This is a genomic window from Pseudoduganella rivuli, assembly GCF_009674485.1.
In the GTDB taxonomy this organism is placed as follows: domain Bacteria; phylum Pseudomonadota; class Gammaproteobacteria; order Burkholderiales; family Burkholderiaceae_D; genus Rugamonas; species Rugamonas rivuli_B.
On the sequence record NZ_WKJJ01000006.1, the window covers coordinates 218,970 to 232,207 of the forward strand.

Below are 13,238 nucleotides of genomic sequence, written 5' to 3' on the forward strand. Positions count from 1 at the left end.
AGGCAATCCCATGCTAACTTTGCGCCATTATGAAACTGCGCAAAGTCACCGCCTGGTTCTCCGCCATTGTCCTGCTGTCGCTGGGTGCGAACTGCTGGCTGATGTTCCTGATCCACCGGGCTTATGGCGACACCGTCGCATCGCAGCGCTCGCGCCAGGAAGCGCTGGCGCTGACGGCCGGCCTGCAACAGGAAACCGACCGCCTGACGTCGCTGGTGCGGCTGTACACGGACACCGGCGAGACGCGCTACCTCTTTTACTACTACGACATCCTCGGCATCCGCGAAGGCGCCAAGCCGATGCCGGCCGATTACGATCCCGCCACGTACTGGGATGCCGCCATCGCCGGCCGCATTGAACATCGCTTACCGGAAAACGGTGTGCGCCTGTCGCTGGCCGAACGCATGAAACGGCACCGCTTTGGCTCGGCGGAATTCAATGCGCTGAGCAAGGTGCTGGCCGCGACCAACGCGATGAAGCAGACGGAGCAAATCGCCTTTGCCGCCACCCAGGGGCTGTACGATCCGGAACTCGGCGATTTCGTCTCCGACGGCGAACCGCACCGCGACTATGCCAATTCGCTGGTGCACAGCCGCGACTACAGCCTGCGCAAAGCGGATTTGTCGGCCGCGGTGGGCGAACTGGGCGCGCTGACGGCCAAACGCACCAGCATGGAAATGGCGCAGGCCGAGCAGCGCCTGGAAAGCCGCATCGCGCTGTGCGTGATTTCGCTGGTGATCACGGTGGCGCTGGTGCTGCTGATCGGCCAGGTCATCCGCCGCAAGGTGCTGCGGCCGATCCACATGCTGGGCACGGCGGCCGGCAAAGTCGCCAAGGGCGATTACTCGACCCGCTTCGCCGCCGAAGACGGTGCGGTCGATGAACTGGCGACACTGGGCGCCACTTTCGACAGCATGGCGCACGCCATCGAAGGCGATATCGCGGCCCGCGCCGCCACCCAGCGCGAACTGGAAACCGCGCGCAGCCACGCGGAAGATGCCACGCGCGCCAAGTCCATGTTCCTGGCCAATATGAGCCACGAAATCCGCACGCCGATGAACGCCATTATCGGTATGAGCTACCTGGCCTTGCAGGCCGGGCTGGCGCCGCGCCAGCATGACTACGTCAACAAGGTGCACCAGGCGGCGAAATCGCTGCTGGGGATCATCAACGACATCCTGGATTTTTCCAAGGTCGAAGCGGGCAAACTGAAACTGGAACAGTCGCGCTTCCGCCTGGAAGACGTGGTGGCCAATTCGCTGGCGCTGGTCCAGCAGGCCGCGCGCGAAAAGGAACTGGAACTGTTGCTGGGCATGGACGATGCGGCGCTGGTGGGCGAACGGGGCGCGCTGACGGGCGATGCGCTGCGGCTGGGACAGGTGCTGACCAACCTGCTGTCGAACGCCGTGAAATTCACGGCGCAGGGCTACGTGCGGCTGGACGTGGCGCAAGTGCAGCGCAGCGGCGACGACATCGCATTGCGCTTCACGGTGCGCGACAGCGGCATCGGCATGACACGAGAACAGGTTGCCCAACTGTTCCAGGAATTCACGCAGGCGGACGGCTCCACCACGCGCCGCTTTGGCGGGACCGGACTGGGCCTGACGATTTCCCGCCGCCTGGTGGACTTGATGGGCGGTGAAATCACCGTCGACAGCCTGCCTGGCTGTGGATCCTCCTTCAGCTTCACCGTCCGCCTTGGCGCCGCCCCCGTATTCGCCGATGCCGCCACCCCTGCCGATCCGCTGCCCGGCAACATGCAATTGCGCGTGCTGGTGGCGGACGACAATGCCGAAGCGCGCAGCGTGCTGACCGGCATGCTGGGCGCACTGGGTGTAGGCAATGCCGGTGTCGCCTGCGCGCCCGATGGCGCCACGGCGCTGGCCATGATGGCCGAAGCCCGCGCGGCGGGACGGCCATACGACTTGCTGCTGCTGGACTGGGCCATGCCGGGACTGGCCGGCGACGCCGTGCTGCAGCGCATGGAACAGCCCGGGCCATGCGCCGTGATCGTGTCGTCGTACGATGCGGAACACATCCATGCGGCTGCCGGACGCCTGGGCGCAACGCATTTTCTGCCCAAGCCGGTGCTGCCGGGTGCATTGCGTTCGCTGCTCGCCACGCTGAACGGGGTTGCCGTACCGCCGCTTGCCGACGTTGCAGGCATTGGCGCCGGCACACCCGGTACTTCGCTGTGCGGCATGCGCGTACTGCTGGTCGAAGACAATGCCATCAACCGCGAGCTCGCGCTGGAATTGCTGCAATCGCAGGGTGTGCGGGTCGACACGGCGGAACACGGCGCCGAAGCGCTGGACCACCTGGACGCAGCGCCGGAGCGCCACTACCACGCGGTGCTGATGGATGTGCAAATGCCCGTCATGGATGGCTACGAAGCCACGCGCCGCCTGCGGGCCGATCCCCGCTTCGCCTCGCTGCCGGTCCTGGCCATGACGGCCCATGCGCTGGTGGAACAGCGTGAACGGTGCCTTGCCGCCGGCATGAATGGCCATGTTTGCAAGCCGGTGGAACCGTCCGAACTGTATGCGGCCCTGGCGCACCATTACGTGGGCGATAACGCGGATAACAGCGTAGATAGCAACGCAGGCCGCGCCGCGCAGCCGTACCAGTCAGCCGCCATCGCAGCCCCCGGCATGGCGCCGCCGCTGCCACCTATCGCAGGCCTGGACCAGGCCGCGGGCTTGCGCCGCTGCGGCGGACGCACCGTCATGTACGTGGCGCTGCTGGAGCGCTTCGGCCAATATTGCCGAAACACGCCGGCCGAACTGGCCGCACTGGTTGACAGACAGGACTGGCCGCAGGCGGAGCGCGTGGCGCACACGCTCAAAGGCCTGGCGGGTACCATCGGCGCGCATACCATCGCCAACCTGGGCGCGCAGCTGGAGCGCGCATTCGCCAAAGCCGATCCCTATGCCGCCGCCGCGCCGCTGGTGGCGCTGGCCGATGCGCTGCCGCCACTGCTGGCCAGCCTGCCCTCGCCCACCGAGGACACGACCGACAGCGGCGCGCCGGACGGCCAGGCGCCGCTGCCCGCCTGCCTGGGCCGCCTGCGCGCACTGCTGGAGGACTGCGATGGCGATGGCATCGTGCTGTGGCAGGAACATAAGGCATCGTTTGCCGTGGCCCTGCCGCCCCAGACCGTGCGGCAAATCAGCAGCGCGCTGGACCAGATTGATTTCGACCAGGCCCTGGCGCTGCTGCCAGAAGCCGACCGTCAAGTTTCCCCGAGTACACCATGAGCACACTGATACCCACGCGCCCCACCATCCTCGTGGTCGACGATACGCCTGCCAACGTCACCATCCTGCACGATTTGCTGAAGGACCAGTACCGCGTCAAGCTGGCAGGCAACGGCGCCAAGGCGCTGCAATTGGCGGCGGCCACGCCCCCCGACCTGGTGCTGCTGGATGTGATGATGCCGGAAATGGATGGCTATGAAGTATGCCGCCGCCTGAAAGCCGATCCCGCCACGCAGCGCGTGCCGATTATATTCCTGACCGCGAAATCCGCGCCGGAAGACGAGGAATATGGCTTGTCGCTGGGCGCGGCGGATTTCATTCACAAGCCGATCAGCCTGCCCATCGTGGCGGCGCGCGTGCGCACGCAATTGCAGGCCAAGGCATGGCAAGACTTCCTGCAAGACCGCAACGCGTGGCTGCAGCAGCAAGTCGAGTTGCGCCTGTCGGAAATCAACCATTTGCAGGATGCATCGATTTACGTGATGGTGGCGCTGGCGGAATTCCGCGACGAGTGCACCGGCAACCATATCGTGCGCACGCAGGAATATGTGCGCCTGCTGGCGCAGGTGCTGGCAAAGAATCCGCGGCACCGCGATTTGCTGACGCCGGAATTCATCGAACTGGTGACCAAGTCCGCACCGCTGCACGATGTCGGCAAGATCGCCATTCCCGACCATATCCTGCTGAAACCCGGCAAGCTGACGCCGGAAGAATTCACCATCATGAAAACCCACGCACAGCGCGGCGCCGACATCCTGACGCGCGCCGGCACCCATATGGGCGAACGGGGCGAGTTCCTTAACGTCGCGCGCCAGATTGCGCTATGCCATCACGAAAAGTGGGATGGTTCAGGCTACCCGAACGGGCTGGCGGGCGATGCGATTCCCCTGCCCGCTCGCCTGATGGCCGTGGCAGACGTCTACGATGCGCTGCTGTCACGCCGCCCATACAAGGAACCCTTCACCAGCAGCCAGGCCGCCGCCTTCATCACGGATGGCAGCGGCAAGCATTTCGACCCGGAGGTGGTGCAAGCCATGCTGGCGCTGTTGCCGCAATTCGAAGTCATTGCGCAGCGGTGGGCCGACGAATGAAACTGCATTGCACCCTGCCCTCACTGGCACTGCTGCTGGCGGCGCCTGTTTCCGCCACGGATTTGAGCTGGTCCGCCTTCGGCACGCTGGGCTATGCCCGCTCGGACCGGGAATTCAATTACGAACGCTTTACCGACGATTCCGGCACCATCAAGCGCGATTCGCTGCTTGGCCTGCAAGGCACTGCGGAATTCTCGCCGCGCTGGAGCGCCACCGTGCAGGCGCGGCTGGCGCCGTCCATCAGCGACGACCACAAATGGGATGCGTCGTTGCCCTGGGCTTTCCTCTCTTACCGCCCGGGCAACGACTTGCTGCTGCGCGCGGGCAAGCTGCGCATGCCGATGTACCTTTATTCGGAAAACATGGATGTCGGCGCCTCGTACGCGATGATGCGTATGCCTACCGAAGTGTATTCCACCGCCCCCACCACCGACTACACGGGGGCCTCGTTCAGCAAGAGCTGGCCGCTGGCCTGGGGCGACCTGAGCCTGGATGGCTATGCGGGCCGCAGCAGCGTACAGCCCCGCAATGCGGGCGGCGGCAACGTTGGCAGCACCGGCGGTGCCACCGAGCTCCACACCCGTACAGGGGGCTTGGTGCTCAGCCTGCGCAATGGCGACGATACGTACCGCATGGGTTGGCAGCGGGCGCTGATCGGTATCAGCGCCGGATTCTTTGGCAATCCCCCGGCAGGCGCCGGCGACTTCACCAGCGCTGCGCCGGGGACCGATGTCCTCGCCCCTGGCTCAGTCCTGTCCAATGGCGGCGAGCTCGATACGCGCGTCTGGCTATTGGGCGCGGACGTGGGCGTCGGCAACGACTTCCGCTTCGTCAGCGAATATGCGCGCCGCCGCGTGGTCAATGCCATCACCCCAAAGAATACCCAGGGCGCCTATGCGTCGCTGCTGTACCAGTCCGGTCCATGGACACCATATGTGACGATGGGCCGCCTGTTGACGGACAAGGCAGCACGCCAATCGTCCTCCAGCGGATATTTTGACGACCAGTCGTCGGCGGCACTGGGCGTGTCGTATGCGCTGACGCCGTCGAGCAAGCTGAAGGCGGAGCTGATGCACGTGAAAGTCCGTTCCGGCTCCAGCTTCATCGATGACGCGGCAGCCAGCGACAAGCGCTTGAACGTGATGTCGCTGTCATACAGCGTTTCCTACTGACCCATGCGCAAACTGCTGACCGCTTGCCTGCTGTTTCTGTGCACCCATGCCGCGGCTGGCGTGGTGCTGATCGGCCACGCCAGCGTGCCGCGCCTGGATGAAGCCGTGGTGCAGAAAATCTACAGCGGCAAGGTGGTGGAAGTGGCCGGCGTCAGCGTGGCTGCCGTGCATCTGCGCAGCGGCAGCGCCCAGCGCAACCAGTTCCTGCAAGCGTACCTGAACCAGGACGAGGAAAAGTACACGGCTTACTGGACCGTGCGGCGCTATATCGGCAAGGGCGTGCCGCCCCGTGAGCTGGCCAGCGCCGCCGACGTCATCAGCTATGTGCAGGGTACGCCGGGAGCGCTGGGATACATCGACGAAGCGGATGTGAAGCCGGGCCTGAACATCCTGCTGCGGAAATAGGGAGTTTTTATGTCGAACCAGATGGTGCTGGTGGTCGACGATTTCGTCGCCATGCGCGATATCCTCGTCTACCAGCTGAAAAGCATGGGCATCACCAACGTCCACACTGCCGGCAGCGGCGAAGATGCGCTGCGCCTGCTGGACTTGTGGCCATACACACTGATCCTGTCCGACTGGTCGATGCCAGGCATGAGCGGCCTGGAATTGCTGCAGCGTGTACGCAACCATCCGCAACTGGCGCAAGTGCCGTTCGTGCTGGTGACGGCGGAAGTGCAGCGCGAGCGGCTGGAAGCGGCGATAGCCGCGCGCGTCGACGACTTCCTGCTGAAGCCCTTCCGTTCCGAAGAATTCGCACGCCGCATCGGCGCACTGCTGGCGGGACGGGGCCATGCGCCCGTGGCGCGCCGCGAAGCGGCCGCAAGTCCTTCACCTGCCACGGGCGCGCCGCGCATCCTCGTGGTGGACGACACCCCCGCCAACCTGACGCTGGTCAGCGGCTTGCTGCGCGACGCATACCAGGTCAAGCTGGCGGCGCGGGGCGACAAGGCGCTGCAACTGTGCGCGGCATCGCCACCGGACTTGATCCTGCTGGATTTGCTGATGCCGGAAATGGATGGCTTTGAAGTGTGCCGCCGGCTGAAAGCCAACCCGGACACGGCGCACATCCCGGTCATTTTCCTGACGGCCGTCAGCGATGCGGAACGCACGGTGGCTGGCCTGGAACTGGGTGCTGTCGATTACGTGGCCAAGCCGATCGAACCGCCCATTCTGAAAGCGCGCGTGGCTGCCGCGCTGCGCGTATCGCGCGCCCATGAAGCGCTGCGCGAGCAAATGGACCTTGCGCTGGAAAACGCCCGCCTGCGCGACGAAGTGGAACGCATGATGCGGCACGACTTGAAAAATCCGCTGGCGGCCATCGTCGGCATGGCGGCACGCCTGATTGATGAAGGTGGGTTGCCACCGGCGCAGCTGGGCCAGGTGCAGGCCATCGAGGCGGCCGCGCACGATACGCTGGAGATGCTGCAACTGTCGAACGCGCTGTACCGGATAGAAAGCGGCGCCCCGGATTTCGCCGTGCAGCAGGTCGACCTGGCGGCGCTGCTGTTGCGCGTGGCCGCGGAATGCCGGCCGCTGGCCGCCGCCCGTGGCGCGACGATCGCCGCCGGCATGGCGCCCGATGCCCCCCAGGGACTGGGCAATCCGTTGCTACTGTATTCGATGGTGCACAATCTGGTGAAAAATGCCGTGGAGGCGGTGACGGAGGGCCAGGCTGTGCGTGTTACGCTCGACGCGGCCGGTATCATCCGCATCCACAATCCGGGCGCGGTGGCCGATGCAGTGCGGGGGCGGTTCTTTGACAAGTATGCCACCCATGGCAAGCGCGATGGATCAGGGATCGGGACGTATTCGGCCCGCCTGATTGCGCGGGCGCATGGAGGGGACATTTTGCTGGAGACGTCGGTGGAAGCGGGGACGACGCTGACTATCACATTGGGGGAATTGGCTGGTTCGTGAGCCGCGTCGACGCAGGCATGGCGGCTTCGCTGCGCGAAACCGCCCTACGGATTTCAGGCCGCATGCCGCTCATCCAATTGTTGACGCCAACTCCGTAGGGCGGTTTCCGCGCAGCGGAAGCCGCCAAGCCCGCACATCGGCGATGTCTCCGTCACTCCCGCTCCAGCGCATTGAGCAACTGCGACAACCGCTCATCCAGCACCGCCAACTCCTCCGCCCCGATCGCCGACAAAATCCGCCGCTCGTTTTCCACGTGCGCGGCCACCGCGCGGTCGATCAGCGCCAGCCCGGCGGGCGTCAGCTGCACCAGCACGCTGCGCGCATCCTCGGGATTTGGCAGGCGCAGCACCAGGTCGCGCGTTTCCAGTCCCTTTAAACGGTGCGTCATGGTGCCGGACGTGATCATCAGCGTGGAAAACAGCGCGGTCGGCGCCAGACAGTAAGGCGCGCCGGAGCGGCGCAGCGTGGCCAGCACGTCGAACTCCCAGAAGCTCAGCCCGAATTTTGCGAACGTTTCATCGAGCTTGCGCTGCAACAGCGCGGCGCAGCGCTTGATGCGGCCGATCGGTCCCATGGGACTGCAATCGAGGTCGGGCCGCTCGCGTTCCCATTGCGCGAGGATGGCGTCCACCGCGTCCGGCGCCCTGCGCGCCTTCCCACCTCTGCTGTTTGCCATACGCGGCTCCGGTTCATTGCACGATTTATCTTGATTTCAAATTATATGCTATGCTGGATTTATCTTGAATTGAAGATAAATCGGAGGACCTGTGCAGCAACGCAAACTGGATGTCCTGCTGACCGCGCTGGCGCCCGCGATCTGGGGCTCGACGTACATCGTCACCACGGAATTCCTGCCGCCGGACCGCCCCTTCATTGCCGCGCTGCTGCGCACCTTGCCCGCCGGCCTGCTGCTGACGGCATACACGCGGCAGTTGCCCGCGAAAGGGCAATGGGGCCGCCTGTTGCTGCTGTCCGCACTGAACATCGGTTTCTTCCAGGCCCTGCTGTTCGTTGCGGCCTACCGTTTGCCTGGCGGCGTGGCCGCCGTGGTGGGCGCGATCCAGCCGTTGCTGGTGATGGCGCTGGCGTGGGCGCTCGATGGGCGCCGTTCCAGCGGTGTCGCCATCGCCGCCGCCGTCGCCGGCATCGGCGGCATGGCCGCGCTGTTGCTGTCGCCGGGCGCCGTATGGGATGCGGCCGGTATCGCCGCCGCACTGGCGGGCGCCGCCAGCATGGCGGCCGGCATGTACCTGGCGCAGCGCTGGAAAACCGATGTGCCCGTGCTGGCCTTCACGGGCTGGCAATTGCTGGCGGGCGGTGTGATGCTGGCGCCCGCCGCGCTGGCGTTCGACCCGCCACTGCCAGCGCTGACCGGCGCGCAAGTGCTGGCCTACGCCTACCTGTCACTGGTGGGCGCCATGGCCGCGTATGCGCTGTGGTTCCGCGGCGTGGCGCGGCTGTCGCCGGTGGCGGTGTCGTCGCTGGGATTGCTCAGTCCATTGACCGCCGTGGTGCTGGGCTGGGCGCTGCTGGGCCAGCGCCTCGATGGAATTTCACTGCTGGGCATGGCGATCGTCCTGGCCAGCATTCTTACCGTGCAGTGGGCGGCGCAAGGCAAGGCGCCTGCTTCACAGCTTGTTCAACGCCGTTCCGCCTGAAACCGAAGGAGTCCCATGCAAAGCACCATCACGTCACTGATCGAATCCCGCGCGTCCGTCAATCATTTCGATACCAGCCGCCAGCTCACCGATGCGCAAATCACGGAACTGGCGCGCCTGGCCACGCTGGCGCCGTCGGCCTACAACTTCCAGAACTGGAAATTCATTGCCGTGCGCGCGCAACCGGCAAAGGAGCGCCTGAAGGCCGTCGCCTACAACCAGCAAAAGGTGACCGATGCCGCCGTCACGTTCATTATCTGCGGCACCCTGAATGCGCACGAGGGATTGCCGCGCGCGCTGCAACCATCCGTCGACGCGGGCATTCTGCCCCAGCCGGTAGTGGACAGCTGGGTCGCCATGGCCAGCAGTGCCCACCCGGGCAATCCGCAATTACAGCGCGATGAAGCGGTGCGTTCCGCTTCGCTGGCCGCCATGACGTTGATGCTGGCGGCGGAAGGCATGGGCTTGGTCACGTGTCCGATGAGCGGGTTCGATGCGGCCGGCGTGGCGCGGGAATTCAATTTGTCTGAGCGCGAGGTACCGGTGATGCTGGTCACCGTGGGGTATGCGGCGCAGGACAACTGGCCGCCGAAGCGCCGCAAGCCGCTGTCGGAAGTGCTGGAGCTGGCGTAAGCGGCGTACGCGGCTGGTTGAACTGGCGCGCCAGTATCAGCCACGTGATGGCGCCGATCCCGCCCAGCACCAGCCATGGCAGCGCCGGCATGTGCAGCGCGCGGCTGCTGTCGGTCAGCCAGCCGCCCGCCACATAGCCGAGCAAGCCGCCCAGCGCCAGCCCGATGCGGCTCAGCCCCATGTAGCTGGCGCGTGCACTGACACGGGCATACCGCGCCACCAGCGATTCACGGGCCGGTTCCGCCACCAGCAAGCCCAGGTAAAACAGCGCCACCACGGCAAACAGCGGCAATACACCGGCGGCCAGCGGCACCATGGCCAGCGCCGCCGTCATCAATCCCAGCCCGCACAACAGACGCACCTGCTCCGTCAGATAACGCTCACCCAGCCGTGCCAGCGGATACAGCAGCAGCACCGACAGCGCCGCATCCATGCTGTACATCCACGCCACGGCTTGCGGCGTCCCCGCCACCTTCGTCACCAGCACCGGCAGCAGCATCATCAACTGCACGTTCAGCACGTAATAGCCGCTCAGCGCCAGCACCAGCATAAGGTAGGGCTTGTCGGCCAGCGGCGTGCGCAGCGCCGCCAGCGCCCCCGTGCCGGGGGCCGCGACGCGGTAGGCCGGCAGCACCAGCGCATTGAGCAGCGCGGCCAGCACGAACACGGCGCAGCCGCCCAGCGCCACCCAGTAAAAATCAAATGACAGTAGCCACGTGCCCAGCAGCGCGCCCGTCACGGCGCACGCGCTTTCCAATGTCATCAGCAACGCATAGAAGCCGTTGCGCTCATTGGGCCGCGTCAGCTTCACCACCAGCGCGCCGCGCGCCGGTTCAAACAGGCTGCCTCCCAGCCCGGACAGCACGCAGGAAATAAACAAATGCAGCGGACTATGCGCATACGCCAGCACGGCGAATCCGGCCGCACGCAACAGCATGCCCGCCACCACCATCGGCCGCGCGCCGTAGCGGTCCGACAGCGATCCGCCTACCAGCCCCAGTCCCTGCTGCGCCACCTGGCGCGCGCCCAGCGCCAGCCCGACCGCCGCAGCCGCCCAGCCCAGCTGGTCGACAAAGCGCAGTGCAACCATCGGGAACACCAGGTAAAACCCCATCACCACCAGCATGTGGTCGGTCACGACAAACCGCTTGCCCAACTTCCTTGCCCGCTCCGCACCCTGCATGATCATCTCCCGTTTGAGCTGTCATGGTAGGGAAGGTCCAGCCATAATAGAATCCATAATACTGAAATAATTTCTATTTGAATTTTTTATGACAGAAAATACGGGCGATCAACATGGCGATTGATTTCGATGACCTCCGTCTGATGCTGGACATCGTGGCGTGCGGCAGTTTCAGCCAGGCCGCGGCGCGGCGGCGCTGGTCGCAGCCGCAGGTGAGCCAGCGCATCGGCGCGCTGGAACAGCAGGTGGGTGCGCAACTGTTCCGCCGCCACCGGCGCGGCGCCATGCCGACCGAAGCGTGCCTGGCCTTCGCGCCGTCGGCGCGCGACGCGCTGGCCGCGCTCGATGCCGGCAAACTGGCCGTCCGGGGCACGCCGGCCTTGCCCACCGTGACGCTGGCATGCCTGCCATCGCTGGCCTCCACCGTGTTTGGCGCGCTGTTGCCGGCGCTGGTCAGCTCCCGGCTGGAAATCCGCTGCACGACGGACCATTCGCCCATCATCATGGACATGCTGTTGACGGACCGCGCGCAACTGGGCTTCGTGCTGAATTGCCCGGCGGTGGCCGGCATCCGCCTGGAGCGCCTGTGCCTGTCGCCGATCGTGGCGGTTGTACGGCGCGGCCACCCGCTGGCGCATGCCCGCGCGGTGGCCGATGTGGCAAACGCGCAACTTGCACCACAATATTGGGGTCCGGAATGTGACACGCTGATTTCCCGGCTGCGCGCGCACCGCACGGTCGACCAGCCGATCCACACGATCCAGCCGTCGAGCGCCGCGCTGGAACTGGCGCTGGAGCATGGATTCCTCACCTTTATGCCGGAAATGGCGGCGGCGCGCCTGCTGCGCACTGGGCAATTGCAGCAGTTAGCGCTATCGGATTTGCCGCGCTGGGAATGGGAATTGATGGTCGCCTGGCGCAGTGGAAAGCGGCCTGACGTTGCTAAAGAAACAGTGTTACAGCAAGTGCGCGCGCTGGCAAAAGACTGGACCGCCACACCGGTTTCAGGCACTGGTGACGCGCAGATGAAACAAAGCTGACAATCAGACAATCAAATGTATAGTTGTGCACTACCAATGTGACAATGTGCGTATTTTGCGCACATAACAATGGTGTACTCTTGCGGTCACGTTATCCCCAGACCCCGGAGAACCGAATGATGATACGGATCCTGGCCAGTATATCCACCGGCCTGATGCTCAGCGAAAAAATCCCCCATGGCGAAAGCCATGCCAGCCTCCCCGACGACATCGAGCGTCACGGCCAGCTGGAACTGGTGCTGTTCGCAACCGATCCTTGCCCGACACAGCAGGATATCCAACGCCGTGCATTGATGCGCAGCGCCGACCGCGCACGCAAACGCAATAAAAAATACTTCATCATGTTCGATTCGCTGGCCAGCGCCGCGCTGAACCAGCCTTCGGAATCGCCGCGCGTCGGCATGGTGGAAGGCTTGATGATGGCGACCGCCTGCGTCCTGATGCTGGACGAACCGCTGCCAGGCGCGTATGAAACCCGCGCCGTGCTGTCCGGCGTGCATGAAACCATCATGGCGGCAGGCTACGCGAGCCGCGCGTAATTCCGCCGCTGTAAACGACAACGCCGCGCCTGATGCGCGGCGTTTTTGCGTCCTGTCTTGCTGCCCACCTTCCTGTGCACACAAATCCGTAGGGCGGTTTCCGCGCAGCGGAAGCCGCCAAGCATGCGCCACGTTGACGCATGCAGGCGGCTTTGTAAAAGCCGCCCTACGCGGTTTGCGCCACCTCCTGCAATAACTCCTCCAGCAGCGCCCTGCCCTGCGGCCAGTCGCCCAGGCCGCTGGCCGCATTGATATGCCCATACGCGCCGATCGAAATGAAACGGCTGCCCCAAGCCTGCGCAATCGCGGCGGAATACACTGGGCCGCTATAAGGATCGTTATCGCTGGCCACGATCACCGCCGGGAAACCCAGCGGCTGCAACGGCAGCGGCTTGAAATTGCGCGCCTGCTGCGGGAAATTCGGCCCGTCCGGGTCGGGCACCGCCACCAATAACGCACCCGCCACCGGCGCCTTGCGCCCCGCGTAGCCGGCCGCCCAGTGCGCGACCGCCAGCGTGCCCAGGCTGTGCGCCACGATCACGGTATCCGGTCCCAGTTCCCGCACCTTGGCTTCCAGGGTGGCGACCCAGTCATGGCGGTCCGGCGCATCCCATTCGGCGAACGGCACGCGCACATAGGACGGATTGTGCTGCTGCCAGCGGCTTTGCCAGTGCTCGGGGCCGGAATTGCTGATGCCGGGGACGATCAGGACGGGATGGGACATCGGACTCTCCATGTTGTACAG

At 65.2% G+C, this 13,238-nt stretch carries 12 protein-coding genes; 9 read left to right on the forward strand and 3 right to left on the reverse strand.

Going from position 1 to position 13,238, the window contains the following annotated elements:
• Positions 1-29 precede the first annotated feature (29 nt).
• From GJ700_RS11670 to GJ700_RS11690, 5 genes are read left to right on the forward strand one after another with little or no spacing between them, the layout of a single operon-like run.
• Positions 30-3,257: a response regulator gene (locus GJ700_RS11670; protein WP_154373833.1), complete on the forward strand. Its 3,228-nt coding sequence runs from the start codon at positions 30-32 to the stop codon at positions 3,255-3,257.
• Positions 3,254-4,348 carry a response regulator gene (locus tag GJ700_RS11675; protein WP_154373835.1) on the forward strand — a complete coding sequence of 365 codons (1,095 nt, stop codon included), beginning with the start codon at positions 3,254-3,256 and terminating at the stop codon, positions 4,346-4,348. The genes GJ700_RS11670 and GJ700_RS11675 overlap by 4 nt, the downstream gene beginning before the upstream one ends.
• A complete protein-coding gene (locus tag GJ700_RS11680; RefSeq protein WP_154373838.1) occupies positions 4,345-5,520 on the forward strand; it encodes a hypothetical protein in 1,176 nt (391 codons plus the stop codon). The genes GJ700_RS11675 and GJ700_RS11680 overlap by 4 nt, the downstream gene beginning before the upstream one ends.
• Before the next feature lie 3 nt (positions 5,521-5,523).
• Positions 5,524-5,925, forward strand: coding sequence for a hypothetical protein (locus tag GJ700_RS11685; RefSeq protein WP_154373839.1), 402 nt, complete (start codon positions 5,524-5,526; stop codon positions 5,923-5,925).
• A gap of 9 nt (positions 5,926-5,934) precedes the next feature.
• Entirely contained in the window at positions 5,935-7,440 is a 1,506-nt protein-coding gene (locus GJ700_RS11690) for an ATP-binding response regulator (RefSeq protein WP_154373841.1), read from the forward strand.
• A 151-nt stretch (positions 7,441-7,591) separates the two neighbouring features.
• Here the strand turns inward: GJ700_RS11690 and GJ700_RS11695 are convergent, their stop codons facing one another.
• The gene (locus tag GJ700_RS11695) at positions 7,592-8,116 is read right to left on the reverse strand and encodes a MarR family winged helix-turn-helix transcriptional regulator (RefSeq protein ID WP_154373843.1); all 525 of its coding nucleotides are present in this window, start codon (positions 8,114-8,116) and stop codon (positions 7,592-7,594) included.
• A gap of 91 nt (positions 8,117-8,207) precedes the next feature.
• Here GJ700_RS11695 and GJ700_RS11700 point away from each other — a divergent pair, with 91 nt between their 5' ends.
• Both GJ700_RS11700 and GJ700_RS11705 read left to right on the forward strand, forming a co-directional pair.
• A complete protein-coding gene (locus GJ700_RS11700; RefSeq protein ID WP_371867925.1) occupies positions 8,208-9,098 on the forward strand; it encodes an EamA family transporter in 891 nt (296 codons plus the stop codon).
• 15 nt (positions 9,099-9,113) lie between these two features.
• On the forward strand, positions 9,114-9,731 hold the full coding sequence (locus GJ700_RS11705) for a nitroreductase family protein (protein WP_154373845.1): 618 nt from the start codon (positions 9,114-9,116) through the stop codon (positions 9,729-9,731).
• Here GJ700_RS11705 and mdtH read toward each other — a convergent pair.
• Positions 9,652-10,914 (reverse strand): multidrug efflux MFS transporter MdtH, encoded by a 1,263-nt coding sequence (gene mdtH, locus GJ700_RS11710; RefSeq protein ID WP_154373847.1) that lies wholly within the window; start codon positions 10,912-10,914, stop codon positions 9,652-9,654. The two genes, GJ700_RS11705 and mdtH, sit on opposite strands and share 80 nt — an antisense overlap.
• A gap of 113 nt (positions 10,915-11,027) precedes the next feature.
• Here mdtH and GJ700_RS11715 point away from each other — a divergent pair, with 113 nt between their 5' ends.
• Both GJ700_RS11715 and GJ700_RS11720 read left to right on the forward strand, forming a co-directional pair.
• Positions 11,028-11,954, forward strand: coding sequence for a LysR family transcriptional regulator (locus GJ700_RS11715; RefSeq protein WP_154373849.1), 927 nt, complete (start codon positions 11,028-11,030; stop codon positions 11,952-11,954).
• A 116-nt stretch (positions 11,955-12,070) separates the two neighbouring features.
• Positions 12,071-12,493: a hypothetical protein gene (locus GJ700_RS11720; protein ID WP_154373852.1), complete on the forward strand. Its 423-nt coding sequence runs from the start codon at positions 12,071-12,073 to the stop codon at positions 12,491-12,493.
• Positions 12,494-12,659: 166 nt separating this feature from the next.
• On the opposite strand, the gene GJ700_RS11725 is transcribed toward GJ700_RS11720, so the two are convergent.
• The gene (locus tag GJ700_RS11725; RefSeq protein WP_154373854.1) at positions 12,660-13,217 is read right to left on the reverse strand and encodes an RBBP9/YdeN family alpha/beta hydrolase; all 558 of its coding nucleotides are present in this window, start codon (positions 13,215-13,217) and stop codon (positions 12,660-12,662) included.
• Positions 13,218-13,238 lie beyond the last annotated feature (21 nt).